Here is a 23,530-nt window from a genome sequence, read left to right as displayed (position 1 = left end):
ACTGAAAAATCGGACGATATGATGTGTTCGCTAAAAAAGATATCCCTGCTTCGGAATTGGCGGGCTATCGTCTTTTCAAGAACAAATCCGGACGCGGCAGCAGAGCCGATAAAGAGCGCCGGAAGACTGCGGAAACACGCAAGGGAACAAAAACAAATCGCCGCGGCCTTGCAAAAGGAAATGCAATTTCGCGCGCGGTGATGCCTTCATGGCGATAATCGTGCGGCGACGGCAGATACTGGAGAGGGGTTGCATCGATTTTTCGAGAGCGCACACTATTTCCATGATGCTCGTATCTCCGGCGTGATCGCGGCTTTTCTGCTTTCGCCGGCGGATTTCATGCGCGAAGGTTCCCGCCGGAACCTCGCGAGTCAAACGGTGTTAACCAAGGGGACACTCCATGCTCAAGAAACTCGCGCTTGCCGTCTCACTTTCCGCCTTTGCGGCGGGTGCGGCCCATGCTGCCGACGTCGTCGTCTCGTCGAAGATCGATACGGAAGGCACGCTGCTTGGCAACGTCATCGCGCTGGCTCTGGACGCCAACGGCATCAAGACGCAGGACCGTATCGCACTCGGCGCGACGCCGGTCGTGCGCAAGGCGATCACGGCCGGCGAAATCGACATCTATCCGGAATATACCGGCAATGCCGGCTTCTTCTTCAACAAGGCCGACGATGCCGCCTGGAAGAACCTCGACCAAGGCTACGAAATGGCGAAGAAGCTCGACTACGACGCCAACAAGATCGTCTGGCTGGCGCCCTCGCCTGCCAACAACACCTGGGCGCTCGGCATCCGCAATGATGTCGCCGGTCCGAACAACCTCAAGACCATGTCCGATTTCGGCAAGTGGGTGGCCGACGGCGGCGATGCGAAACTTGCAGCTTCCGCCGAGTTCGTGAACTCCGCCGGTGCGCTTCCCGCCTTCCAGACGACCTACGGCTTTCAGCTGAAGCCGGACCAGATGGTTGTTCTTTCCGGCGGAGACACGGCGGCGACAATCAAGGCTGCTGCCGACCAGACGAACGGCGTCAACACCGCCATGGTTTACGGCACGGACGGTGCGATCGAGGCTGCCGAACTTACCGTTCTCGCAGACGACAAGAGCGTGCAGCAGGTCTATGCGCCGACCCCGATCATCCGCGAGGCGGTGCTGAAGGCGAACCCGAAGATCGAGGAAATCCTCGCTCCGATCTTCAAGAGCCTAACGGCGGATGAACTGCGCAAGCTGAACGCCAAAATCCAGGTCGAAGGAGAGCCGGCGAAGTCCGTTGCCGAAGCCTATCTGAAGGAAAAGGGCTTTCTGAAGTAATTTTCTGGTGCTCCGCCCTCATCGCCGGGCGGAGCACTTCTTTCCGGACAGGGATGGATCGATGGAAGAAACCTTAGCGGTCCGCAAACTGGATCGGCTCGGCGTGGTTCTCGTGGCTGCCGGCGCCATTGCCACGGCACTTTTGCCCTTCATCTATGTGAAGGCAAACCGCATCGCCTCCGGCAAACCGATGCTGCTTACGCAGCTTGTCGACCAGCCTTCCGTCATCATTCTCACGCTTCTACTCGCCGCCACTGCATTTGCAGCGCTCTGTGTGCAAAGCGCCGCACTGCGGCTCGCGATCGCGACGCTTGCGCTGGCAGCGCTGATCGCGGCACTTGGCCTCGTCGCCACGGGCTTCACGCCACCCAACAGCAATGCAGCGCGCATGACGCCGGGAGGCGGTTTTTGGGTGCTCTTTGCCGTCGTCGGTCTCGTCACCTCGGATGCCCTCGTCAAAATCCGGCTGACACCGTGGATGCGGGTCGCAGCACTGGTCATTTATACGGCGCTATTGGCCGCCTACCTCTCTTCCGGCCTGCTCGACAGTCTGTCGATCATGAAAGAGTTTGCGACGCGATCGGCGCAGTTCCGATCGGAGGCCATTTCCCATCTGCTGCTTGCCCTCGGTTCCGTTGCGATAGCCATCGTCCTCGGTCTGCCGCTCGGCGTCCTCTGCTTTTGGGTGCCCAGGTTGCGTGCCGCCGTACTGCAAGGGCTCAGCCTGATTCAGACTATTCCAAGCCTTGCGCTCTTCGGTATCCTGATGCTGCCGCTCGGCTACATCGCGACGCATGTGCCGCTTGCGGCGGACCTCGGCATCCGCGGCATCGGCACGGCGCCGGCGCTGATCGCCCTCGTGCTCTATTCCCTGCTGCCGATCGTCGCCAATACCGTCGTCGGGCTTGAGGGCGTCGATCCCTCCGTGCGGGATGCAGCCGCCGGTATGGGGCTGACGCGACGGCAGATCCTGACCGGCATCGATATGCCGCTTGCCTTTCCAGTCATTCTCACCGGCATCCGCATCGTGCTGGTGCAGGCGATCGGCCTCGTGACGATCGCAGCGCTCATCGGCGGCGGCGGCTTCGGTATTTTCATTTTCCAGGGCCTAGGCCAGACCGCCATGGACCTTGTGATGCTCGGCGCCGTACCGACCGTTTTCTTCGCCTTCTCATCGGCCGTCATCCTCGATGCGGTCATCGACAGCATTCGGGGATCCGCCGCATGACCATGATCGAGATCAGGAACGTCACCAAGCGCTATGGCGCCGCAACCGTCGTCGACGATGTCTCGATGAGCGTCGAGAAAGGCTCGATCACCGTCATCGTCGGCACCTCCGGCTCCGGCAAATCGACGCTGATGCGGATGATCAACAGGCTGGTGCCGATCACCGAAGGGCAGATCTTCGTCGCCGGGCAGAATGTCATGGATGTGCCGGCGACCGAGCTGCGCCGCAAGATCGGCTATGCGATCCAGGGCCATGGGCTCTTTCCGCACCGGACCGTGGCGCAGAATATCGCAACCGTACCGGAATTGCTGGGCTGGGACGCAGCGCGCACCGCCGGGCGCGTCAACGAGCTGCTCGGCCTCTTCAATCTCGATCCGGCGACTTTCGCCTCCAAATATCCGCATCAGCTTTCCGGGGGTCAGCAGCAGCGCGTCGGCGTTGCCCGAGCGCTCGCAGCGGAGCCGGATCTGCTGCTGATGGATGAGCCCTTCGGCGCGCTCGATCCGGTCATCCGTGGGAAGGCGCAGGACGATCTTCTGGCGATCCAGAAGCAATTCGGCACGACCGTCGTTCTCGTGACCCACGATATGGACGAGGCCTTCCACCTCGGCAACCAGATCGCCGTCATGAGCGAGGGCAGGCTGCTACAATGCTCGACGCCGGAAAAGATACTGACGGAACCGGCAGACCCCTTCGTGCAGCAACTGACTGGCACGTCCGATAGAGCCTTGAAACTGATGTCGCTGCTGCCGCTCAAGGCAAGCATGGCGCCTGCTAAGACCGGACTGCCTTATGCGCTGCCGCAGTCGATCAGCCTTCGGGACGCATTGGCGGAAATGATCTGGCAAGGGGTGGATGAGGCAGCGGTGCAGGATGCCGACAGGGCCCCCGTCGGCTCGATCTCCATGACGCGGCTTCTCGAACTGGGCCGCAAGGCATGAAGCTTGTGGTCGCCAACCTCTTTCGTGTCGTAGCGCTGGCGGTGCTCCTGATTCTGCTTTTCAGGACGGAGTGGCTTTCCTTCATACTGGTGGCGCTGACCAACAACAACGCGCCGCCGGTCTACACGCAAAACAGCCTGCCGTCGCTTGCCCTTGGCCACCTCGAATTGGTCGTCGTCTCGATTGTCGGCAGTGCCATCCTGGCGGTTCTGGCCGGCATATTCGTAACGCGGAAAAGCGGCGAGGATTTCCTGCCGCTGTCACGCGCAATCGCCAATGCCGGGCAGACCTTCCCGCCGGTGGCCGTGCTGGCGCTTGCCGTTCCTGCCACAGGCTTCGGCGCCGCGCCGACTTTGATCGCGCTCTTTCTCTACGGCTTGCTGCCGATCTTCGAAAATACCGTCTCCGGCCTGCGGCAGGTCTCGCCGTCCGTTCTCGATGCCGCCGACGGCATGGGCATGGATGCGACACAGCGGCTTTTCCGCGTCGAGCTGCCGCTTGCGCTGCCACTCATCCTCGAGGGCCTCAAGGTCGCGACCGTCATCAATATCGGCACGGCGACAATCGGCTCGACGGTTGCGGCAAAGGGTCTCGGCGAAGTCATCATCGCCGGCCTGATCTCCGACAATACGGCATTCATCCTGCAGGGCGGCCTTATCGTCGGCCTGATGGCCGTTCTGATCTACGACGGTATGGGGCTCGTCGAAAACGCGATCACGCGAAGAATAGGCTTGCGCCCGGCATGACAGGGCAGCTACCAAGGCTGCCATAGTGTCGGCAACGGGAGGCCGCCTTGGCAAAGATGATCCACTCCATGATCCGCGTTCTCGACGAGGCGCGCTCGGTCGATTTCTACAGCAAGGTCTTCGGGCTGACAGTTGCCGACCGGGTCGATTTCGACACCTTCACGCTGATCTATATGAGCAATGCCGAGACCGGCTTCGAGCTAGAGCTGACAGTCAACAAGGGCCGTACCGCATCCTACGATCCCGGTGATGGCTATGGTCACCTCGCCTTTTCGGTCGATGAGGTCGCCGTCGAACATGAGCGATTGACGAGGGCCGGGCTCAATCCCGGCAAGCTTGTCGAGCTCAACCGCGATGGCAAGCTCTTCGGCCTGTTCTTCTTTATTACCGATCCCGACGGCTACAAAATCGAAGTGCTGCAACGCCACGGCCGTTTCCAATAAGAGCTTTCGATGATCGAAAAAACTGAACTCCGTAGCGGCTGGACGCTTTCCTGCAACGATACAGGACGCCCCGGATTACCCGAATCTATTCCCGCGACCGTGCCCGGCTGCGTGCATCTCGACCTCTTGGCAAACCGGCTGATCCCCGATCCCTATCCCGACGTCAACGAGATCACCAACGACTGGATCGGCAAATCGGAGTGGGTCTATCGCTGCAGCTTCGAAGCAGCTTGCGACGAGGGCAAGGCTCATGAGTTGGTTTTCGACGGGCTGGATACGATCACGACGATCCGACTGAACGGCGACGAGGTGGCTCAAACCTTCAATCAGCATCGCACCTACCGCTTTGACGTTTCAGCTTTACTGAAGAGCGGCATCAACGAACTCAGCGTCACCTTCCACTCCGCCTATGCCTATGGCGCGGAAATGGAGAAGCATTACGGCTACCGCCCCAACAATTATCCCGGGCCTGGAAACCTGATCCGCAAGATGGCGTGCAATTTCGGCTGGGACTGGGGACCGACCCTGGTGACGGCGGGAATTTGGAAGCCGGTGCGGCTGGAAAGCTGGGATCGGGCACGACTGGCCGAGATGCGGGTATCGGCGACGCTTGCGGGTGGCGATGGCCTGGTGAAGGTCCATGCCAAGCTGGCGCAGCATGGCGCGCCGTGCGCCTGCAGGATCGTCACCGCGATTGCGGGCGTATCTCATACGGCCGAGATTGCGGAGGGTGCCGGAGATGTTAGCTTCGACATCTGCGTTCCATCGCCAGAGCTTTGGTGGCCGCATCATCTTGGCGCACAGCCGCTCTATGCGCTAACGATCGAGTTGCGCGATAGCGTAAGCGATGACCTACTCGATAATTATTCAAAGGAAATCGGTTTCCGCTCGGTGCGGCTGGATACAGCACCGGATGAACATGGTTCAGCCTTCACTTTCGTAGTCAACGACGTGCCGCTTTTCATCTGCGGCGCCAACTGGATTCCGGACGACTGCTTTCCGTCCCGCGTGACCGCCGAGCGCTACATTTCGCGCATCGACGAGGCGAAGGCAGCGAACATCAATATGCTGCGCGTCTGGGGCGGCGGCATCTTCGAGCGCGATGAATTCTACGAGGCCTGCGACCGCGCCGGCATGCTGATCTGGCAAGACTTCCTCTTTGCCTGTGCCGCCTACCCAGAGGAAGAGCCGCTCCGCAGTGAAGTGGAAGCCGAAGTGCGTGACAATGTCGTCAGGCTGATGCCGCATGCCTCGCTGATCGTCTGGAACGGCAACAACGAGAATATCTGGGGCTTCGACGAATGGGGCTGGCGGCCGGTCATCCAGGAAGGCGTCACCTGGGGTCTCGGCTATTATCTCGACCTTCTGCCTAAGCTGTGTGCCGAACTCGATCCCGACCGGTCCTATTATCCCGGCAGTCCCTATTCCGGCACGATGGATATTGCGCCGAATGCCGACGAACATGGCTGCAAGCATATCTGGGATGTGTGGAACGACGTCGGCTACGAGGTCTATCGCAACTACATCCCGCGCTTCTGCTCCGAATTCGGCTGGCAGGCGCCGCCGAATTGGGCGACGCTCGAAGAAAGCGTGCATGACAATCCGCTGACACCACAATCCCATGGCGTCTTCCACCATCAAAAGGCGACGCAGGGCAATGAGCGGCTGATCCGCGGCCTTGCCGGCCACTTGCCGGTACCGAAGTCGATGGACGACTGGCATTTCGCCACGCAGTTGAACCAGGCGCGCGCGATCCGCTTTGCCGTCGAACACATGCGCTCGCACCGCGGCATCTGCAAAGGCGCGGTCGTCTGGCAGTTCAACGATTGCTGGCCGGTAACCTCATGGGCAGCACTCGATTCCGCGGGGCGGCGCAAGCCGCTCTGGTACGCGCTGCAGCAGGCCTTCGATCCGCGTCTGCTGACGATCCAGCCGAGGGGAGACAAACTCGCCGCCGTTGCCGTCAACGAGCGGACACTTTTCTGGCGATCGAAAATCAGCGGCAAGCGCATGAAACTCGATGGGACGGTGCTAGCGGAATTCGAGTTCTGGCGGCTGCTCTGCGACAGGTTCGAGGCGAAGGAATTCATCCTGGCAGACGACATCGCCACTCCGGATGCGGCGGATGACGAGGTCGTCGTCGTGCAGATGCTCGACAAACGCGCCTTCCACTATTTCGTCGAGGATGTCGACTTGAAGCTGCCGAAGGCGCAGTTCGATGTCGCAGTCACGCGTGTTGCCGACGGCTGCGAGGTGAAGGTCACAGCCAGAAGCTTTCTGAAGGATCTTTGCCTGGTGGTGGACCGGCTCGATCCGGCTGCGGTGGTGGATTCGATGCTCGTTACCCTCCTGCCGGGTGAAACCCATGTTTTCACACTGAAGACGCAGATGGTATTCGCTGCGGAAGACATCGTTCCCGGAAGGGCTCTCCGCTCGGCCAACGATCTTGTCTAAAGACGCCAAAAGGCCCCGCCAGCCGCGGGGCCCTTTCCGGCTCGTCCGCGCGGACGACGTTACATCCAGTAAGGCGGCACACCGTAGTAGTCATAGATCCGGCGGCCATTATCGTTGTACCAGCTGTCGTCATCGTCCGCGTAGCTCGGTGCGCTCTCGATCTGTTCCTTCGTCAGATCGATGCGATAGCCGTCAAGCTCCGTGTCGTAGTTCAGCTTTTCCCAAGGCAGCGGGTAATAGTCATTTCCGATGCCCAGGAAGCCGCCGAAGCTCAGCACGGCATATGCCACGCGGCCATCCTGCTTTCCGATGATCAAGCGCTCGATCGAGCCGATGTGCTTGCCATCGGCGCCATAGACACGGGTACCTTCAACGCGGTCGCTTGCAATCAGCGACGGGGTATCCTTCACGTTGGGATCGTGGCGGCTGACATCAGTGTCCTCATTGAGCATTTCTGCTTCTCCTTGCTTGTCAGTCATGAAAATAAAACGCGTCGTCGGATTCAAAAGTTCCGGACTATCGTGTGTGGACGCCCCGTTGACGTTTACGTCAAAGTTAGTGTAACTCTAATCCCGCTTGAACCGTTCAGGCAATGGCATAAGCTGCCCTTCGGAGGATGGAGGATCATCCGACCGGCAGCCGCAGACCGGCATCCGTGGCCGGGTAGGGAGAGAGACACGATGAGCAGCATTTCCGTCCACCCGGGTGGCGCAGAGCGGGAAAAGCCCTGGCTTGCCACATATCCAGCGGTCGTTCCGGCCGAACTGCCGCCGCCGGAACACGAATCGCTGGCGGAGCTGCTGCAAAAATCCTGCGAGAATTATGCGAATCGCGTTGCATTTTCGAGCATGGGCAAGGCGCTCACGTATCGAGAGCTCGGAGAGCAGACGCGCAAAGTTGCCGCCTGGCTGCAAGGCACCGGTCTTCAGAAAGGCGATCGGGTGGCCGTGATGATGCCGAACGTGCTGCAGAACCCTATCGCGGTTTACGGCATCCTGCGCGCAGGCCTGGTCGTCGTGAATGTCAATCCGCTCTATACGCCGCGTGAACTGGAACACCAGCTGGGCGATTCAGGCGCGAAGGCGATCTTCGTATTGGAGAACTTCGCCCGCACGGTGGAACAGGTACTGGCAAAGACCGATGTGCGCCATGTGGTGGTGACTTCGCTTGGGGAAATGCTGGGCCCAAAGGGATTGATCGTCAATCTCGTCGTCCGCAAGGTGAAAAAGCTGGTTCCTTCCTGGTCGATCCCGCAGCACAAGACATTCAAGCAGATACTAAGCGAAGGCGCACGCAGGCCGCTACAACCGCCGGCCATCAAGGGCAGCGATATCGCCTTTCTTCAATATACCGGCGGCACCACGGGCGTAGCCAAGGGAGCGGTGCTGACGCACCAGAACCTTCTTGCCAACAAGCGGCAGCTGCAGCTCTGGCTGAAATCCGCCTTCGAGCTCAAGAAGCAGCCGGACGTGCTGAATTTCATGTGCGCGCTGCCGCTTTATCACATCTTCGCGCTGACGGTGAATTCGCTTATGGGCATGTCGCTCGGCGCGCACAACATCCTGATCGCCAATCCGCGTGACATTCCGGGCTTCGTCAAGGAATTCGGCAAGTCGAACGTCCATATCTTCCCCGGCCTCAATACGCTTTTCAACGCGCTGATGAACAATGCCGATTTTGCCAAGCTCGATTTCTCCTCGCTCATCATGTCGCTTGGCGGCGGCATGGCGGTGCAGCGGCCGGTCGCCGAGCGCTGGCTGAAGATGACGGGCTCGCATATCACCGAGGGCTACGGCCTTTCCGAGACCTCGCCGGTCGCAACTGCCAACCGCTTCGATTCGCCGGAATTCACCGGTTCGATCGGCTTGCCTCTCCCCTCTACCGAGATCGACATCCGCGACGAAAACGGCAATTCCCTGCCGCTGGGCGAGATCGGCGAAATCTGCATCCGGGGGCCGCAGGTGATGGCCGGCTACTGGCAGAAGCCGGAGGAGACCGCGAAGGTGATGACGGCGGACGGCTTTTTCCGTAGCGGCGACATGGGCTTCATGGACGAGCGCGGCTACACCAAGATCGTCGACCGCAAGAAGGACATGATCCTGGTTTCCGGCTTCAACGTCTATCCGAACGAGGTCGAGGAAGTCGCCGCCATGCACCCGGGCATCGTCGAGGCCGCCGCAATCGGCGTGCCGGACGGCCATTCCGGCGAAGCGGTGAAACTCTTCGTAGTGCGGAGAGACCCGGCGCTGACTGAGGCCGATGTGAGAGCCCATTGCGCCGCCAACCTTACCAACTACAAGCGTCCCCGCCATATCGAATTCCGCACCGAACTGCCGAAATCGCCGGTCGGCAAAATTCTGCGCAAGGATCTGCGCGGCTGATTTGACACCTGCATGAAATTTAGAGCCATCCCGCCTGGTGCGGGTGGCTTTTTTGCATTCCGGCGGTGGCTGAACTTGATTTGCGCCCTACAAAGCGAATAGTTTCCGCAACCCTTTCCGCCTTCAAGGAGCCTCCCATGAACGCCATCGTCGAACAGCTGAAGAACACTGCGGCCGCCACGAAGGCAACCGATATCCGCGCTGCCTTCGCGGCCGATCCTCAGCGCTTCACGCGCTTCACCGCCTCGCTTGACGACCTTTTGATGGACTATTCGAAGACTGCCATGAACGGCGAAATCCTGGCGCTTCTCGTCAAGCTCGCTGAAGAAGGCGGTGTAGAGAAGAAGCGCGAGGAAATGTTTTCCGGCAAGGCGATCAACTTCACGGAAGACCGCGCCGTTCTGCACACAGCGCTTCGCAACCGCTCCAACACGCCCGTGCTCGTGGATGGCAAAGACGTGACGCCGGATGTCAACGGCGTTCTCGCCGCCATGGGCAAGTTCGCCGACGGCGTCCGCTCCGGCGCGCTGAAGGGTGCGACGGGCAAGCAGATAACCGACGTCATCAATATCGGCATTGGCGGCTCGGACCTCGGCCCGGTCATGGCGACGTTGGCGCTCGCGCCCTTCCATGATGGCCCGCGCGCGCATTTCGTCTCCAACATCGACGGCGCCCACATCGCCGATATCCTGAAGCAGGTTCAGCCGGAAACGACGCTCTTCATCATTGCCTCGAAGACCTTCACGACGATCGAGACGATGACCAATGCGCAGACGGCGCGCAACTTCATCGCCAAGGTGCTGGGTGAGGCTGCGGTGCAGCACCATTTCGCCGCCGTCTCAACGGCGCTCGACAAGGTTGCCGCCTTCGGCATCGACAGCGAACGCGTCTTCGGATTCTGGGACTGGGTCGGCGGGCGCTATTCCATCTGGTCGGCCATCGGCCTGCCGCTAATGATCGCGATCGGACCGGAAAACTTCGGCAAGTTCCTTGACGGCGCGCATGCTATGGACAACCACTTCCGTAAGGCACCGGTTACCGAAAACCTGCCGATGCTGCTCGGCCTCATCGGCTTCTTCCATCGCAATGTCCTGGGTTATTCCACCCGCGCCATCCTGCCCTATGACCAGCGCCTTTCACGCTTTCCGGCATATCTGCAGCAGCTCGACATGGAATCCAACGGCAAGGGTGTGACGATCGACGGCACGCCGGTCGAGAACAATTCCGGTCCGGTGGTCTGGGGCGAGCCTGGGACCAACGGCCAGCACGCCTTCTTCCAACTCATCCACCAGGGAACGAGCATCATTCCCAGTGAATTCATGATCGCCGCCAACGCCTTCGAGCCGGAGCTGCGCCACCAGCACCAATTGCTAATGGCGAACTGCCTGGCACAGTCCGAAGCGCTCATGAAGGGCCGCACCTTCGAGGAAGCCAAAGCGCAGCTCACAGCCAAGGGCATGGACGACAAGAAGGCAGATTTCATCGCGCCACACCGGGTCTTCACCGGCAACCGGCCTTCGATCACGTTCGTCTACGATAAGCTGACGCCCTATGCGCTCGGCCGCCTGATTGCGCTCTATGAGCACCGTGTCTTCGTCGAAGGCGTGCTCTTCCGCATCAACTCCTTCGACCAATGGGGCGTCGAGCTCGGCAAGGAACTGGCGACCGGCCTGCTACCGGTCATCGAAGGCAAAGAGAGCGCGGCAGGGCACGATTCCTCGACCCAGGGGCTTGTTGCAGCATTGACGAAGCTCGCCACGTAAGATCACTCCGATCCTTCGGGTTGCACCCCAGGGGAGATGGCAGTCGGCTCCTCCTCCCAGAGTGACATATGCGGACGTATCTCGCCGAGTGGCAGGCGTTGATCCGAACCAGGTGAGAAGCCGGCGACAGTGACGTTTGGTGCCGAAGACAATCGGTAATACTTTCGCCTGCGCCGAAACCTGGTTGTAATATTTGAAGCATTCGCGTAAAGAGTTTATATGTGCAACAACCGATGAGCCGCTACGATGGATACGATTCCCACCGAAGGCTTTGACGCGGCCGTGACCCTGACAGACCATCTCGACCACCTGCCCGACAAGAAGCGCCGAGAGCTTGCCCGGGTTCTGCAGATCCTGTTTTTCGAGGTCGAGCAGTTCCGCGCCACCAAGCTGTCCGGAAAGAAGGCGGCCGGCAAGGTGCTCATGGTGCTGCTCTACGGCTCGTACGCCCGCGGCGACTGGGTCGAGGATCGCTCAAGCGGCTACCGTTCCGACTATGATCTTCTGATCGTCGTCAACACCAAGAGCTTTGCCGAGGAGCATGAGCTGTGGGAGGCGCTGGAAGAACGGCTGTTGCAGGAGCAGATCAGCCATCGGATCGAAACGCCAGTGATCCCGATCGTCCACTGCCTGGCAGACGTCAACGACCAGCTGGCACGCGGCCGGCCGTTTTTCACCGACATCGCCAGGGATGGCATCGTGCTCTACGAGGAGCCAGGCCATCCCCTCGCCCAGCCGAAGGCGCTGACACCAGAGGAGGCAAAGGCTGAAGCTCAGCGGTATTTCGATCAGTGGTATCAGCTGTCAATCGAGGCTCTTACCGGGGCCGAACTGATGCTTGGGCAAAAGATCTGGCGGGACGGCGCGTTCATGCTTCACCAAGCGACCGAGCGTGCATATCACTGCGTCTTACTGACCCTAACCCTCTACAGCCCGAAGTCTCACCGCATCAGGGTGCTGCGTTCGCAAGCTGAAAGTGCCGATGCGCGGCTGGTGTCCGCCTGGCCACGCGACAGCCGTTTTGCCCGCCGCTGCTTTGAGCTGTTGTCGCGGGCCTATGTCGAGGCGCGATATTCGTCGAAATACACGATCAGCGATGAGGAGCTGCAATGGCTTGTCACCCACGTGAAGGACTTGCAGGCGCTGGTGGAGATGATCTGCCAGGAGCGGCTCGGCTCATGAAGCCCGATCTCGCGATGTTGAGCGGTGCAAATCCGTTCTGGGACCATATCGGTCTGACATTCGAAGGAAATGACGGCTATCGGATCGTGCTTCAAGACACTGGATCGGATCTGTGATTTTTCATTTGAAGCTGTCGAAACGCGCCACATCTGATCGTCTGTATCAGGAAGGGAGAGCCAAATGAGTGTGATGGACGACGAGCTCAAGATTTTTGAGGCAGAGGGCGCGCAGCCGCTGCCGGCGGTAGCATCCGCAGGTTTCGTCGAGCATGATGGTGCCAGTATCTGGTACGCCACTTACGGGGCCGGTCCTGCGGTGGTCCTCCTGCATGGCGGGCTTGGTAACAGCGGCAATTGGGGCTACCAAGTGCCGGCACTAATCGAGTCCGGCCGGCAGGTCGTGGTCATCGACAGCCGTGGGCATGGCCGCAGCACCCGCGATAGCCAGCCCTATAAATACGAGCTGATGGCTTCGGACGTCCTTGCGGTCATGGATCATTTAGAGCTTGCCAAAGCAGCCCTCGTCGGCTGGAGCGATGGCGCCTGCACCGCGCTCATCCTTGCCGATCAGCATCCGGACCGCGTCTTCGGCGTCTTCTTCTTCGCGTGCAATATGGATCCGAACGGCACGAAAGAGTTTGTTGCGACACCGGTCATCGATCGCTGCTTCAGCCGACACAGGAAGGACTATCAGGCACTATCGGCAACGCCCGATCAGTTCGATACCTTTGTTCAGGATGTCAGCAGGATGATGGCGACCGAGCCCAACTACACAGCGAGCGATCTCGAGCGGATCAAGGTGCCAGTCGCGGTCGTGCTGGGTGAGCGCGACGAATTCATTAAGCCCGAGCATGCCGACTATCTCGCGCGCACCATCCCTGATGCAGAGCTCATCCTGCTGCCCGATGCCGGCCACTTCGCGCCATTGCAGCGGCCCGAGCACTTCAATCGTGAAGTGATCGGCTTTCTTGATCGGCTTGCGTAGCTCAAAGGCCGATTTCGTGCGCCCAGGGCGGGTTGGCGCCGGCACGCGAAACGGTGACGGCCGCGGCCTTCGCCCCAAGCGACAGAGCGTTGTGCAGCGCCTTTTCGTCGAGGGAGGCAACCTGGCCCTTGGTCAGCAGATTATCCATCTTAAGCGAAGCGAGAATTCCGGCATCGAAGGTGTCGCCAGCGCCGACAGTATCAACGACGGTGACGCGCTGGCTCGCCACAACGACCTTGCGATCCTTGGTGTAGCCCTCCGCGCCCTCCGCGCCCTTGGTGATGACGACGAGCTTGGCGCCATGCTTCAGCCAGTAGGCCGCCAGATCGTCATGGCTACCTTCGAGGCCGAACCATTCGAGATCCTCGTCGGAGAACTTGACGATATCGGCCTTCGCCGCCATGCGCTTGATGCGCGCCATGTGGGCTTCCTTGTTCTTGATGAAGCCTGGGCGGATGTTCGGATCGAGCGAGATGACGCGCTTTCCCGCCTCACGATCGAGCAGCGCTTCGTAGGTTTCGCCGCAGGGGCTCGGGATCAGGCTGATCGCGCCGAAATGCAGCGCCTCACAATCGTCGCCGAGGAGCGGCAGGTCGTCTGTGGTGATCATGCGGCCGGCCGTGCCTTCATCGTAGAAGGCATAAGTCGCCTGACCGTTCACCAGCTTAACGAATGCGAGCGTCGACGGGCGGGCCGATATGGCGCAAAGGCTGAAATCGACATTGCTGGCGACTAGAGTCTCGCGCAGGATATCGCCCATCATGTCATCGGCGATGCCGGTAAAGAAGGACGTCGGAACGCCAAGCCTGCCGAGCGCAATCGCCGTGTTGAAGATCGCTCCGCCGGCATAGGGCGCGAAGCTCTTCTCGCCGAGCGTCGTCTCCCGCGGCAGCATGTCGATCAACGCTTCGCCACAGCACAAAATCATTCCGGCCTCCCAACGTATGGTGAATTTCGATCTTCAAATCGATTAGATAATTTCGTGGCAAAAGCAAAGCCGCACTTCGTCGATCTGCCGTTAAAGCGACGAAACGCCGCCGTTGCGGCCGGACCAGGCGAGCGGCGCGTCGAGGAAGGCTTCCACTTCGCTGAGCGTCTTCTCGTCGAAAAGCTCCTGTGCTTTCGCAACAGCCAGAACGTCGCGCCAGGTAGCGATGTAGTGCAGCTTCACCTTCCCGTCAGCAAAGCGCAGCGCTCCTTCGTCAAAGATGCCGTAGTAGAAGAGTGCAATGCCGTGATCAACGATGCCGCCAGCCGCGCGGACGGCATCGATGAACTTGAACATGCTGCCGCCCGCCGTCGTCAGATCCTCGATGACAAGGACGCGCGAACCTTCCGGCATATTGCCTTCGATCTGCGCATTGCGACCATGACCCTTCGGCTGTTTGCGGACATAGATCATCGGCAGGCCGAGTCGGTCGGCAAGCAGCGCGGCGAAGGGAATGCCTGCCGTCTCGCCGCCGGCGATGCAATCAAACTGTTCGAAACCGGCGTCACGAAGGACGACGCCTGCGGCAAAATCCATCACCGTGGAACGGATGCGCGGGAAAGAGAGCAGCTTGCGGCAATCGATATAGACAGGGCTCGCCATGCCGGAGGAGAGCTTGTAGGGCTGAGCGGCGTTGAAATGGACCGCCTTGATCTCCCAGAGCATCTTCGCCACCAGTTCGGCCATGACGGCGCGGTCGGGAAAAGTCGTCAAGGGCATCGCTCTCTCCTTCGCTTAAATCCATGAGGCAATAGCAGCAAGCGCGCAAAGATTCCAGAACTGCGGTGGGCCGGCGTCAAGAATAGCAATGAATGCGTCAACTCTTTCAAACATTTCGGATTGTGCGATGGCGCAACAGGAATATCGTTAGGCCATGGAACATATCGAAATCTTTCAGCGTCTCGGTGTCGCGCTTGCGATTGGCCTGCTTGTCGGCGTCGAGCGGGGCTGGCGGGAGCGCGAGGTCCGGGCGGGCGGCAGGACCGCGGGCATCCGCACATTCGCCCTTACGGGTTTTCTCGGCGGAATAGCCGGGACACTGAATTCGATAGTCGGCCCCTTCCTGCCGGCGACGGTCGCGGCGCTGCTCGGCCTTGCCTATATCGCCGGGAATTGGCAGGAGACGCAGGAAGACGAAGATTACAGCATAACCTCGGTCGTGGCCGCGCTGGCGGTTTTCGGCCTCGGCGTACTCGCGGCTGTCGGCGACATCGTGACTGCGGCTGCAAGCGGCGTCGTGATGACCGTAATTCTTGCGGCGCGCCACAGCCTGCATGGCTTTTTGAGAGGTTTGACCTGGCCGGAGCTTCGCTCTGCGCTGGTGCTGCTTGCCATGACCGTGGTTGCTTTGCCGCTGCTGCCGGACAGGCCGCTCGATCCTTGGGGGGCGCTCAACCCCTTCTCCCTATGGGTGCTGACCATTACCATCGCCGCGCTTTCCTTTGCCGGCTATGTCGCCATCAAACTGACCGGCACGGGCCGCGGTATTCTGCTGGCGGGCGCAGCCGGGGGACTGGTTTCTTCCACTGCGCTGACGCTCTCCTTCGCCCGCTATTCCAAGCAGGCGCCTCAGGGTTCGACGCACCTGGCGGCCGGAGCGGCCGTCGCTGGCGCCTTGTCCTTTGCCCGCGTCCTTGTCATCGGCGGCGCCTTGTCGCTCGATTTGATTCCTCCGCTTGCGGCCGGCCTGATCCCGGCGATCATCGGCTTCCTGATTGCGGGTTTCTTCTGGGTCTGGCGCTCCGGCTCCGCGACGGAGGTGCCGGAAATTGAGCTGAAGAACCCGTTCGAACTGCGCATGGTCTTCTCCTTTGCCGCGCTGCTTGGGTTGATCACCCTGATTTCAAAGATGGCAATCGATTATATCGGCGCGTCGGCACTTTACGCCGTGGCCGCGATCTCCGGGCTGGTCGATGTGGACGCCATCACACTTTCGACGGCGCGCCTTATGGGCACGGCGATCAATGCCAAAACCGCCGCCGACGTCATCCTCATAGCCGTCGCTGTCAATGTCGTGACAAAGGCGGTGCTGGCCTTCACCGCCGGCAAGCGGGAATATGGTGTAGCCTTGGCATTGGCGTCAGCGGTCGCCGTCGCCATGGGAGCAATCGCCTATCTCATGCTCCGCAGCTTCATGCCCGACTAAATCACGGGCTGTCGAGAAGCCGGCCGATATCGGCCGGCAGCATCCTTTTGTAGAGCGCGATCGCGGTCCGCCCCTCCTCCTCGCCGACCGAGATCGAATAACGCACGGCGGCCGCAAGCAAATGCATCGTCAGCCGCGCAATCGCCAGCAATTCGCCTCCTTCACGCTCCGGCCACAGTTTCTCCAAAACCTCAAACAGTCTTTGCGAGTGGAATTCCATGTCTTCGGCATCGACTTGCTGCAGCAGCTTGTCGGCCTGGGTCGCATGCCAGATGTCGCGCATGACCGGTTCTCTGCGGAAGAAATCACAATACTGATCGACGACGTTGCAGAGCGCCCGCTGCAGCGCTTCGGCGCTCGTCACCTTGGCCAGCTCTTCTTCTACGCAGTTCCTGCCCTGCTCGTTGAAGCGTTCGGCAAGCGTCCGGATGATGGAACTCTTGTCCGGGAAATACTGATAAAGAGCGCCGAAGGAAAGCTCCGCCTTTTCAACGATTTCGCTCATCTTCAGGGCGTCGCTGCCGTTCTTTTCGATCAGTTCCATTGCCACCGACAGGATCTTCTCGAAACGTTCCCGCCCACGCTGCTGGCGCGGGATTCGGCGTGGCTGGCCGGCCGACTGCAATCCTCTTTTACGCCTAACTGCGGTCTGTTCTGGCATTCGGCACTCCATTTTTCTATTGACGGAGAAAATAAGAGAGTTTATCTCATTATGCAAATAAGAGATTTTCTCTCATTCTATGGAAGGAGCAGTCCAATGCAGAATTCCGAAATCATCCTTGTCGGCGGCTCGGGGAAAACCGGCGGTCGCGTCGCCGCCCGGCTCGAAAAGCGCGGTACCAAATCGCGCTTCGCTTCGCGCTCCAGCACACGCCCTTTTGATTGGGAGAACAGAGCGACCTGGTCGGCGGCGCTTGAGGGCGCCACCAGCGCCTATGTCACCTTTCAACCTGATCTCGCCGTGAGCTGGGCCGCCGACGCCATTGGCGCCTTAGCGAAGGCGGCCGCCGATTCGGGATTGCGGCACATCGTGTTGCTCTCCGGCCGCGGCGAAGACGGCGCGGAACGCAGCGAAGAGATGCTCAAGGCCTCCGGCATCGGCTACACGATCCTGCGCGCCTCCTGGTTCTGCCAGAACTTCAGCGAAGGCGCGTTCGTGGAATCGATTGTCGCGGGAGAGCTGGCTCTGCCTGCGGGCGAGGTAAAGGAGCCCTTCACCGATGCCGACGACATTGCCGATGCTGCCGTTGCCGCACTGACCGACCCGCGCCACCTCGGCAAGACGTACGAATTGACCGGGCCACGCGCGCTCACCTTCCGCGAGGCGGTGTCGGAGATTGCGACGGCAACCGGCCGGACAATCCGCTATCGCCAGGTTTCCATGGGAGACTTCAAGGCCGGGCTTTCCGCGACCGGCGTGCCGGCAGGAACGATTGATCTTCTCGAGGAGCTCTTCGGCAAGGTTCTCGACGGCCGCAATTCGCGCGTCATGAACGGTGTTGCCGAAATCCTCGGGCGGCCGCCGAAAGACTTCAGCCAATATGCCCGCGAAACCGCGGCGACCGGCATATGGGGGGCATGAACATGGGAATGATCCTCATTCTTGCGCTCGTCGCCGCTGCGATCGGCAGCGGAATTGTCGCCGGCATCTTCTTTGCCTTCTCGACCTTCATCATGACCGCCTTTTCCCGTATTCCACCGGAACAGGGCATCGCGGCAATGAATTCGATCAACGTCACGATCGTGCGCTCGCCGTTCATGCTGATCTTCGTTCCGACCGCCATCCTCTGCGTTCTGATCGCCGTCCTGGCCATCATCGACTGGCGTGGAGGCTCTAGCGTCTGGATGCTGGCTGGTGCCAGCCTCTATGTCATCGCATCCTTCATCTCGACGATCGTCTTCAATGTGCCGATGAACGACGCGCTAGCAAAGGTCAGCGGCAACGGCGCGGAAGCCGTCAGCGTCTGGAATACCTATCTGAAGGACTGGACCTGGTGGAACCACGTCCGCACGATAGCATCGCTGCTTTCCGCAATCGCCTTCGTTCGCGCCTTGATGGTCCTTTGAAGAAAGCGGGAGGGCGTTGCTCCTCCCCGCCCGTTCTCAGCGTTCGACATCCCAGTGTAGCGGGAACATCGGATCGAACACCGTCACGGTTCCGGCTCCGGTTTCGATTTTTTCCGGAAATGTCACAGGCACTTCACGCTTCACCAGCGTGATGAGCTCTTCGTTCGGCGGCAAACCATACCAGCCCGGGCCGTTCAGCGAGGCGAAGGCTTCGAGCTTGTCGAGCGCCTCTTCCTGCTCAAAAGCATGGGCGAGGCAGCTCATCGTGTTGATCGAAGTATAGATCCCGGCACAGCCGCAGGCGCACTCCTTCAGCGGGTCGATATGCGGCGCCGAATCCGTGCCGAGGAAGAAGCGCTTGTCGCCGCTCACGGCGGCCGCGCGCAGCGCCAGACGGTGGTTTTCGCGCTTGGCGACCGGCAGGCAGTAGTAATGCGGCCGAATGCCGCCGACGAGGATCGCGTTTCGGTTGATGATCAGGTGGTGCGTGGTGATGGAGCCGGCGAGATTGGCTTTTGACGACTTGATGTAGTCGATGCCGTCCGCCGTTGTCACGTGTTCCATCGTGACCTTCAATTCCGGCAGGCGCTTGCGCAAGGGATCGAGGACGGTCTCGATAAACACTGCCTCGCGGTCGAAGATATCGACCTCCGGCGTCGTGACTTCGCCATGCACGCAAAGCGGCAGGCCGATCTTCGCCATCCGCTCCAGCACTGGCATGGCCTTTTCCATGTCACCCACGCCACTATGGGAATTGGTGGTCGCACCCGCCGGATAAAGTTTCACCGCCGTGATCAGTCCGCTTTTCTTGCCTTCCTCGACATCATCGGCGCTCGTATGCTCCGTTAGATAGAGCGTCATCAGCGGCTCGAAGCGATCACCGGCCGGCAGTGCCTTCATGATCCGCTCGCGATAGGCTTTCGCATCCGCCGTCGTCACGACCGGCGGAACGAGGTTCGGCATGATGATGGCGCGCGCAAAGTTGCGGCTGGTATCGCCGATCACACCTTCAAGCATAGCGCCGTCGCGCAGATGCAGGTGCCAATCGTCAGGGCGGCGGATGGTGAGGGACTGCATGCGCTAACTCCGGCAGGGCGGCTTTTAAATCCTGCCCGCGCATTATCACCCCGGCACGGCTTATGGCAAACATTTTGCCGCTTTAATTGTCAGGCGATTTCGAGCGTTACGTCGGCGGGACGGCGGTTTTCCAGGATGAGCCTGCCATTCGGCAGGTCATTGCCATAGACCTTGGCGCTTGCTTGCTCTTCTGTCAGCTTATAGCCGCGCCAGCGGGCCCAGAGCCGCCCTTCCAGCACCTCGATCGGCGGGGCAAGCATAATGGAGTAGTCGAAGATGCCCTCAAGCTCCGCCCATTTGCCTTGGTTGAACAGAAGGTAGTTGCCCTCGACGATGATGAAGCGGTGCTCCGGCGACACGACGCGGGCCGACGCAATGGCGATCTCGCGCGACCGGTCGAAGACCGGGATCAGCACCTCCTGGTCGGCGCGCTTGACGGCGCGGATGATATCGAGGAAGCCGCGCACATCGAACGTCTCCGGGATGCCCTTGCGGGCGAGCAGGCCGCGTTCGATGAGGATCGCATTGTCCATGTGAAAGCCGTCCATGGGCAGTACTTCCGCACTTTCACTCTTGGCTTTCAACGCATCGGCGAGATTATCCGCCATGGTCGACTTGCCGGAGCCGGGCGGGCCAGCGATGGCAATCAGGAAGCGCTTGGTATCGCCAGCGCGGCTGATAACCTCGCCGGCGATTTCCCCGACGGTTACGCTCATGCGGCAACCGGATCCGTCGGAACAGTCTTGGCGCCGGTCATGAATGCCACCGCGTCGGACATGGTGTATTCCTTCGGATTGATGACCGTCAGGCGGCGTCCGAGCCGGTGGATGTGGATGCGATCGGCGACTTCGAAGACATGCGGCATGTTGTGCGAGATGAGCACGATCGGCAGGCCGCGGGACTTTACGTCAAGGATCAACTCCAGCACGCGACGGCTTTCCTTCACGCCGAGTGCGGCTGTCGGCTCGTCCATGATGACGACCTTGGAACCGAAAGCGGCCGCGCGCGCGACCGCCACACCCTGGCGCTGTCCGCCGGACAGCGTTTCGACCGCCTGATTGATGTTCTGGATCGTCATCAGACCCAGCTCCGAGAGCTTCGAGCGGGCGCGCTTTTCCATCGCCGGCCGGTCGAGCATGCGGAACCAGCTGCCGAGCACGCCCGGCCTTCTGATCTCGCGGCCAAGAAACATGTTGTCGGCAATCGACAGAGCCGGAGAAAGCGCAAGGTTCTGATAGACGGTCTCGATGCCCGCCTCACGTGCCTCCATAGGCGACCTGAAGTGCACCGGTTTGCCCTCCAACGTGATCTCGCCTTCGTCGGGCGTGACTGCACCGGAAATCGCCTTGATGAGCGACGACTTGCCGGCGCCATTGTCGCCGATGACGGCGAGGATTTCGCCGGGATAGAGGTCGAAGTCTGCGTTGTCGAGTGCGGTGACGCGTCCGTAACGCTTGACGAGGCCGCGGGCGGTAAGGATGGGTTCAACAGCCATGATTACACCGAAACCTTTCTGATCCACTGGTCGATTGCGACGGCGGCGATGATGAGCACGCCGGTCAGCAGGACTTTCCATTGGGGGTCGGCCCCGAGCATATTGAGTCCCATAGACACGACGCCGACGATCATCGCGCCGAACAAGGTGCCGAGGATGGAGCCGCGGCCGCCGAAGAGCGAGATCCCGCCGATCACAGTCGCGGTGATTGCCTGCAGGTTAAAATCGGTGACGGCTGAGGACGGCGAGATGGAGCCGTTGCGGCCGATCGACACCCAGGCTGCAAAAGCGGCGATGACGCCCGAGATTGCATAGACCGTGAGCAGCACGCGCTTGGTTTGGATGCCGGAGAGCTTTGCCGCTTCCGGATCATCGCCGACCGCATAGACGTGCCTACCCCAGGCCGTGTGGTTGAGAACATACCAGAGCCCGAGTACCAGCAGCACCATCGCGATGACGCCGAGCGTCAGGACCGCATTGCCGACCTTGAAACTGAGCGCGAAGAAATGCAGCAGCGGCGCCTGCGCATCCACGTCCGCATCGCGGATCGTCTCGTTTGCCGAGTAGATGAAATTCGTCGCCATGACGATGTTCCAAGTGCCGAGCGTCACGATGAACGGCGGCAGCTTCATGTAGGCGACGAGGAAACCGTTGAGCAGGCCGCATACGCCGCCAACCAGCATGCCGAGGATGACAGCAATCGGCGTCGGAATTCCGTAAGTGATCGCAAAGTTGCCCATGATGACGGCGGAAATGACCATGATGACGCCGATCGAAAGATCGATGCCGGCGGTCAGGATGACCAACGTTTGGGCCGCGCCGAGGATACCGACGATTGCGATCTGCTGCAGGATAAGCGTCAGCGTGTAGGACGAGAAGAACCGCCCGCCGATCGCTATGCCGAAGATGATGATCGCCAGCACTAGCACTATCAACGGCACCGCTGCCGGCGTCGAATGCAGGAAGTGCTGCGCACGTTTCAGAAATGAGATTTCCTGGTGTTCAAACGACGCGACATTCTTGTCGCTGCTGTCAAGAACCCGTTCGAAGTCCTGTGCTCCGGTCATTTTTCCTCCTCCGCTTTCGCGCCGAACCGCGCGCGGAAGCTATTGCCCATATTGCTCCGGTCTTCGAACGCCGGTTCTTGTGGCAAGAGCTTATCGTCTGTCGAAAGCGGCCGGGGATCGAGCCCCGGCCGGTGTTTTGGCTAGAGAACCAGGCTCAGCCCCAGCACTTGTCGGTGCCGACCTTGGTGTCGATCGATTCGACGCCGGAAACCGGCTTGTCGGTGACGAGCGAAACGCCGGTGTCGAAGAAGGACTTGCCTTCCGTCGGCTTCGGCTTTTCACCGCTGTCGGCGAACTTCTTGATCGCCTCGACGCCGAGAGCCGCCATCATCAGCGGGTACTGCTGCGAAGTGGCGCCGATGACGCCGTCCTTGACGGACTGGACGCCCGGGCAACCACCGTCAACCGAAACGATCAGCACATTGCTCTCCATTCCGACAGCCTTCAGCGCTTGGTAGGCACCAACAGCGGCCGGCTCGTTGATCGTGTGGATCACGTTGATGCTCGGATCCTTCTGGAGAAGGTTTTCCATGGCCTTGCGGCCGCCTTCTTCGTTGCCGTTGGTCACATCGTGACCGACGATACGCGGATCGTCCTCATCGCCAATCTTGTTCGGGTCCTTGGTGTCGATGCCGAAGCCCATCATGAAGCCCTGATCGCGCAGGACGTCGACGGTCGGCTGCGACGGTGTCAGATCGAGGAAGGCGACCTTGGCGTCCTTTGCCTTGTCGCCGAGTGTTTCCTTGGCCCACTGGCCGATCAGCTTGCCGGCAAGCAGATTGTCGGTCGCAAAGGTCGCGTCAGCGGCATCAGCCGGATCGAGCGGCGTGTCGAGAGCGATGACCAACAGGCCGGCGTCGCGCGCTTTCTTGACCGACGAAACGATGCCCTTGGTATCGGATGCAGTGATCAGAATGCCCTTTGCGCCATCGGCAATGCAGCTTTCGATAGCGGCAACTTGGCTCTCACTATCGCCGTCGATCTTACCGGCGTAGGACTTCAGCGTAACGCCGAGCTCCTTCGCCTTGGCCGTTGCGCCTTCCTTCATCTTGACGAAGAACGGATTTGTGTCCGTCTTGGTGATGAGGCAGGCGGAAACATCCGCGGCCATGGCCGGAGCGGAAAAGGCAACGCCGAGTGCAAGCGCGCCGAAAGCCAGAACTGATTTCTTCATGAACTCCTCCCAGAGATTAGCCGGAACGCCCGCATGGCAGAACCGGAATTTGAGACACAGGACGACATCGCGGATTCAGTCAAAG

General features: G+C 60.4%; 24 protein-coding genes. 15 read left to right on the top strand and 9 right to left on the bottom strand.

What is annotated here, in order from left to right; translation table 11 throughout:
* Positions 1 to 23: 23 nt before the first annotated feature.
* The 7 genes from N2599_RS00590 to N2599_RS00560 all read left to right on the top strand — a co-directional run bounded on the left by N2599_RS00590 (position 24) and on the right by N2599_RS00560 (position 7,121).
* The gene (locus N2599_RS00590; protein WP_037142249.1) at positions 24 to 218 is read left to right on the top strand and encodes a hypothetical protein; all 195 of its coding nucleotides are present in this window, start codon (positions 24 to 26) and stop codon (positions 216 to 218) included.
* A gap of 182 nt (positions 219 to 400) precedes the next feature.
* Complete coding sequence (osmF, locus tag N2599_RS00585) at positions 401 to 1,309, top strand: glycine betaine ABC transporter substrate-binding protein OsmF (RefSeq protein ID WP_027510732.1); 909 nt, start codon at positions 401 to 403, stop codon at positions 1,307 to 1,309.
* A gap of 61 nt (positions 1,310 to 1,370) precedes the next feature.
* Positions 1,371 to 2,537 (top strand): ABC transporter permease, encoded by a 1,167-nt coding sequence (locus tag N2599_RS00580; protein ID WP_027510733.1) that lies wholly within the window; start codon positions 1,371 to 1,373, stop codon positions 2,535 to 2,537.
* Positions 2,534 to 3,478, top strand: coding sequence for an ABC transporter ATP-binding protein (locus N2599_RS00575; protein ID WP_027510734.1), 945 nt, complete (start codon positions 2,534 to 2,536; stop codon positions 3,476 to 3,478). Before N2599_RS00580 ends, N2599_RS00575 begins: the two co-directional genes overlap by 4 nt.
* Positions 3,475 to 4,224, top strand: a complete 750-nt coding sequence (locus N2599_RS00570) for an ABC transporter permease (protein ID WP_027510735.1) — start codon at positions 3,475 to 3,477, stop codon at positions 4,222 to 4,224. The genes N2599_RS00575 and N2599_RS00570 overlap by 4 nt, the downstream gene beginning before the upstream one ends.
* A gap of 47 nt (positions 4,225 to 4,271) precedes the next feature.
* A complete protein-coding gene (locus N2599_RS00565) occupies positions 4,272 to 4,667 on the top strand; it encodes a VOC family protein (RefSeq protein ID WP_027510736.1) in 396 nt (131 codons plus the stop codon).
* Positions 4,668 to 4,676: 9 nt separating this feature from the next.
* A complete protein-coding gene (locus tag N2599_RS00560) occupies positions 4,677 to 7,121 on the top strand; it encodes a glycoside hydrolase family 2 protein (RefSeq protein ID WP_027510737.1) in 2,445 nt (814 codons plus the stop codon).
* Between the two features lie 59 nt (positions 7,122 to 7,180).
* Here N2599_RS00560 and N2599_RS00555 read toward each other — a convergent pair whose 3' ends face one another.
* The gene (locus tag N2599_RS00555) at positions 7,181 to 7,573 is read right to left on the bottom strand and encodes a PRC-barrel domain-containing protein (protein WP_027510738.1); all 393 of its coding nucleotides are present in this window, start codon (positions 7,571 to 7,573) and stop codon (positions 7,181 to 7,183) included.
* A 228-nt stretch (positions 7,574 to 7,801) separates the two neighbouring features.
* Between N2599_RS00555 and N2599_RS00550 the strand changes: the two genes are divergently transcribed.
* The 5 genes from N2599_RS00550 to N2599_RS00535 all read left to right on the top strand — a co-directional run bounded on the left by N2599_RS00550 (position 7,802) and on the right by N2599_RS00535 (position 13,431).
* On the top strand, positions 7,802 to 9,502 hold the full coding sequence (locus N2599_RS00550) for a long-chain fatty acid--CoA ligase (RefSeq protein WP_027510739.1): 1,701 nt from the start codon (positions 7,802 to 7,804) through the stop codon (positions 9,500 to 9,502).
* A gap of 137 nt (positions 9,503 to 9,639) precedes the next feature.
* Complete coding sequence (gene pgi / locus N2599_RS00545) at positions 9,640 to 11,265, top strand: glucose-6-phosphate isomerase (protein ID WP_027510740.1); 1,626 nt, start codon at positions 9,640 to 9,642, stop codon at positions 11,263 to 11,265.
* Between the two features lie 246 nt (positions 11,266 to 11,511).
* Positions 11,512 to 12,447, top strand: a complete 936-nt coding sequence (locus N2599_RS00540; protein ID WP_027510741.1) for a HEPN domain-containing protein — start codon at positions 11,512 to 11,514, stop codon at positions 12,445 to 12,447.
* Positions 12,444 to 12,563, top strand: a complete 120-nt coding sequence (locus tag N2599_RS37765) for a prolyl endopeptidase (protein WP_156915290.1) — start codon at positions 12,444 to 12,446, stop codon at positions 12,561 to 12,563. Before N2599_RS00540 ends, N2599_RS37765 begins: the two co-directional genes overlap by 4 nt.
* A 64-nt stretch (positions 12,564 to 12,627) precedes the next feature.
* Positions 12,628 to 13,431, top strand: a complete 804-nt coding sequence (locus N2599_RS00535; RefSeq protein WP_027510742.1) for an alpha/beta fold hydrolase — start codon at positions 12,628 to 12,630, stop codon at positions 13,429 to 13,431.
* 1 nt (position 13,432) lies between these two features.
* Here the strand turns inward: N2599_RS00535 and N2599_RS00530 are convergent, their stop codons facing one another.
* Both N2599_RS00530 and N2599_RS00525 read right to left on the bottom strand, forming a co-directional pair.
* Positions 13,433 to 14,359 carry a carbohydrate kinase family protein gene (locus tag N2599_RS00530; RefSeq protein WP_027510743.1) on the bottom strand — a complete coding sequence of 309 codons (927 nt, stop codon included), beginning with the start codon at positions 14,357 to 14,359 and terminating at the stop codon, positions 13,433 to 13,435.
* A 90-nt stretch (positions 14,360 to 14,449) separates the two neighbouring features.
* Positions 14,450 to 15,139 (bottom strand): orotate phosphoribosyltransferase, encoded by a 690-nt coding sequence (locus N2599_RS00525; RefSeq protein ID WP_027510744.1) that lies wholly within the window; start codon positions 15,137 to 15,139, stop codon positions 14,450 to 14,452.
* Positions 15,140 to 15,293: 154 nt separating this feature from the next.
* Here N2599_RS00525 and N2599_RS00520 point away from each other — a divergent pair, with 154 nt between their 5' ends.
* Positions 15,294 to 16,565, top strand: coding sequence for an MgtC/SapB family protein (locus N2599_RS00520; RefSeq protein ID WP_027510745.1), 1,272 nt, complete (start codon positions 15,294 to 15,296; stop codon positions 16,563 to 16,565).
* A gap of 1 nt (position 16,566) precedes the next feature.
* Here the strand turns inward: N2599_RS00520 and N2599_RS00515 are convergent, their stop codons facing one another.
* A complete protein-coding gene (locus N2599_RS00515) occupies positions 16,567 to 17,226 on the bottom strand; it encodes a TetR/AcrR family transcriptional regulator (protein ID WP_027510746.1) in 660 nt (219 codons plus the stop codon).
* 96 nt (positions 17,227 to 17,322) lie between these two features.
* Here N2599_RS00515 and N2599_RS00510 point away from each other — a divergent pair, with 96 nt between their 5' ends.
* Together N2599_RS00510 and N2599_RS00505 are read left to right on the top strand one after the other, a co-directional pair.
* Complete coding sequence (locus N2599_RS00510; RefSeq protein WP_027510747.1) at positions 17,323 to 18,147, top strand: NmrA family NAD(P)-binding protein; 825 nt, start codon at positions 17,323 to 17,325, stop codon at positions 18,145 to 18,147.
* Positions 18,148 to 18,149: 2 nt separating this feature from the next.
* Positions 18,150 to 18,632: an anthrone oxygenase family protein gene (locus N2599_RS00505; RefSeq protein ID WP_027510748.1), complete on the top strand. Its 483-nt coding sequence runs from the start codon at positions 18,150 to 18,152 to the stop codon at positions 18,630 to 18,632.
* A gap of 36 nt (positions 18,633 to 18,668) precedes the next feature.
* On the opposite strand, the gene pyrC is transcribed toward N2599_RS00505, so the two are convergent.
* The 5 genes from pyrC to N2599_RS00480 form a co-directional block, all read right to left on the bottom strand.
* Entirely contained in the window at positions 18,669 to 19,709 is a 1,041-nt protein-coding gene (pyrC, locus tag N2599_RS00500) for a dihydroorotase (protein ID WP_027510749.1), read from the bottom strand.
* A gap of 89 nt (positions 19,710 to 19,798) precedes the next feature.
* Positions 19,799 to 20,425: a nucleoside triphosphate hydrolase gene (locus N2599_RS00495; protein WP_027510750.1), complete on the bottom strand. Its 627-nt coding sequence runs from the start codon at positions 20,423 to 20,425 to the stop codon at positions 19,799 to 19,801.
* Positions 20,422 to 21,204, bottom strand: coding sequence for an ATP-binding cassette domain-containing protein (locus N2599_RS00490; protein ID WP_027510751.1), 783 nt, complete (start codon positions 21,202 to 21,204; stop codon positions 20,422 to 20,424). Before N2599_RS00490 ends, N2599_RS00495 begins: the two co-directional genes overlap by 4 nt.
* Before the next feature lie 2 nt (positions 21,205 to 21,206).
* On the bottom strand, positions 21,207 to 22,271 hold the full coding sequence (locus N2599_RS00485) for an ABC transporter permease (RefSeq protein ID WP_027510752.1): 1,065 nt from the start codon (positions 22,269 to 22,271) through the stop codon (positions 21,207 to 21,209).
* A 154-nt stretch (positions 22,272 to 22,425) separates the two neighbouring features.
* Positions 22,426 to 23,445 carry a sugar ABC transporter substrate-binding protein gene (locus N2599_RS00480; RefSeq protein ID WP_027510753.1) on the bottom strand — a complete coding sequence of 340 codons (1,020 nt, stop codon included), beginning with the start codon at positions 23,443 to 23,445 and terminating at the stop codon, positions 22,426 to 22,428.
* Positions 23,446 to 23,530 lie beyond the last annotated feature (85 nt).

Origin of the sequence: Rhizobium sullae (assembly GCF_025200715.1) — a bacterium.
Classification (GTDB): Bacteria; Pseudomonadota; Alphaproteobacteria; order Rhizobiales; family Rhizobiaceae; genus Rhizobium; species Rhizobium sullae.
The sequence above is the reverse complement of the archived record's forward strand: the minus strand, read 5'-3'. Positions and strand labels throughout refer to the sequence as shown.

Excerpts from the sequence above, each read along its gene's own strand:
- N2599_RS00555 (WP_027510738.1), bottom strand. The coding sequence starts at position 7,573 with ATGCTCAATGAGGACACTGATGTCAGCCGCCACGATCCCAACGTGAAG.
- N2599_RS00485 (WP_027510752.1), bottom strand. The coding sequence starts at position 22,271 with ATGACCGGAGCACAGGACTTCGAACGGGTTCTTGACAGCAGCGACAAG.
- N2599_RS00490 (WP_027510751.1), bottom strand. The coding sequence starts at position 21,204 with ATGGCTGTTGAACCCATCCTTACCGCCCGCGGCCTCGTCAAGCGTTAC.
- N2599_RS00495 (WP_027510750.1), bottom strand. The coding sequence starts at position 20,425 with ATGAGCGTAACCGTCGGGGAAATCGCCGGCGAGGTTATCAGCCGCGCT.
- N2599_RS00525 (WP_027510744.1), bottom strand. The coding sequence starts at position 15,139 with ATGCCCTTGACGACTTTTCCCGACCGCGCCGTCATGGCCGAACTGGTG.
- N2599_RS00510 (WP_027510747.1), top strand. The coding sequence starts at position 17,323 with ATGCAGAATTCCGAAATCATCCTTGTCGGCGGCTCGGGGAAAACCGGC.
- N2599_RS00580 (WP_027510733.1), top strand. The coding sequence starts at position 1,371 with ATGGAAGAAACCTTAGCGGTCCGCAAACTGGATCGGCTCGGCGTGGTT.
- N2599_RS00515 (WP_027510746.1), bottom strand. The coding sequence starts at position 17,226 with ATGCCAGAACAGACCGCAGTTAGGCGTAAAAGAGGATTGCAGTCGGCC.
- osmF (WP_027510732.1), top strand. The coding sequence starts at position 401 with ATGCTCAAGAAACTCGCGCTTGCCGTCTCACTTTCCGCCTTTGCGGCG.
- N2599_RS00540 (WP_027510741.1), top strand. The coding sequence starts at position 11,512 with ATGGATACGATTCCCACCGAAGGCTTTGACGCGGCCGTGACCCTGACA.
- N2599_RS00560 (WP_027510737.1), top strand. The coding sequence starts at position 4,677 with ATGATCGAAAAAACTGAACTCCGTAGCGGCTGGACGCTTTCCTGCAAC.
- N2599_RS37765 (WP_156915290.1), top strand. The coding sequence starts at position 12,444 with ATGAAGCCCGATCTCGCGATGTTGAGCGGTGCAAATCCGTTCTGGGAC.
- N2599_RS00575 (WP_027510734.1), top strand. The coding sequence starts at position 2,534 with ATGACCATGATCGAGATCAGGAACGTCACCAAGCGCTATGGCGCCGCA.
- N2599_RS00550 (WP_027510739.1), top strand. The coding sequence starts at position 7,802 with ATGAGCAGCATTTCCGTCCACCCGGGTGGCGCAGAGCGGGAAAAGCCC.
- N2599_RS00505 (WP_027510748.1), top strand. The coding sequence starts at position 18,150 with ATGGGAATGATCCTCATTCTTGCGCTCGTCGCCGCTGCGATCGGCAGC.
- pyrC (WP_027510749.1), bottom strand. The coding sequence starts at position 19,709 with ATGCAGTCCCTCACCATCCGCCGCCCTGACGATTGGCACCTGCATCTG.
- N2599_RS00480 (WP_027510753.1), bottom strand. The coding sequence starts at position 23,445 with ATGAAGAAATCAGTTCTGGCTTTCGGCGCGCTTGCACTCGGCGTTGCC.
- N2599_RS00535 (WP_027510742.1), top strand. The coding sequence starts at position 12,628 with ATGAGTGTGATGGACGACGAGCTCAAGATTTTTGAGGCAGAGGGCGCG.
- N2599_RS00530 (WP_027510743.1), bottom strand. The coding sequence starts at position 14,359 with ATGATTTTGTGCTGTGGCGAAGCGTTGATCGACATGCTGCCGCGGGAG.
- N2599_RS00520 (WP_027510745.1), top strand. The coding sequence starts at position 15,294 with ATGGAACATATCGAAATCTTTCAGCGTCTCGGTGTCGCGCTTGCGATT.
- pgi (WP_027510740.1), top strand. The coding sequence starts at position 9,640 with ATGAACGCCATCGTCGAACAGCTGAAGAACACTGCGGCCGCCACGAAG.
- N2599_RS00570 (WP_027510735.1), top strand. The coding sequence starts at position 3,475 with ATGAAGCTTGTGGTCGCCAACCTCTTTCGTGTCGTAGCGCTGGCGGTG.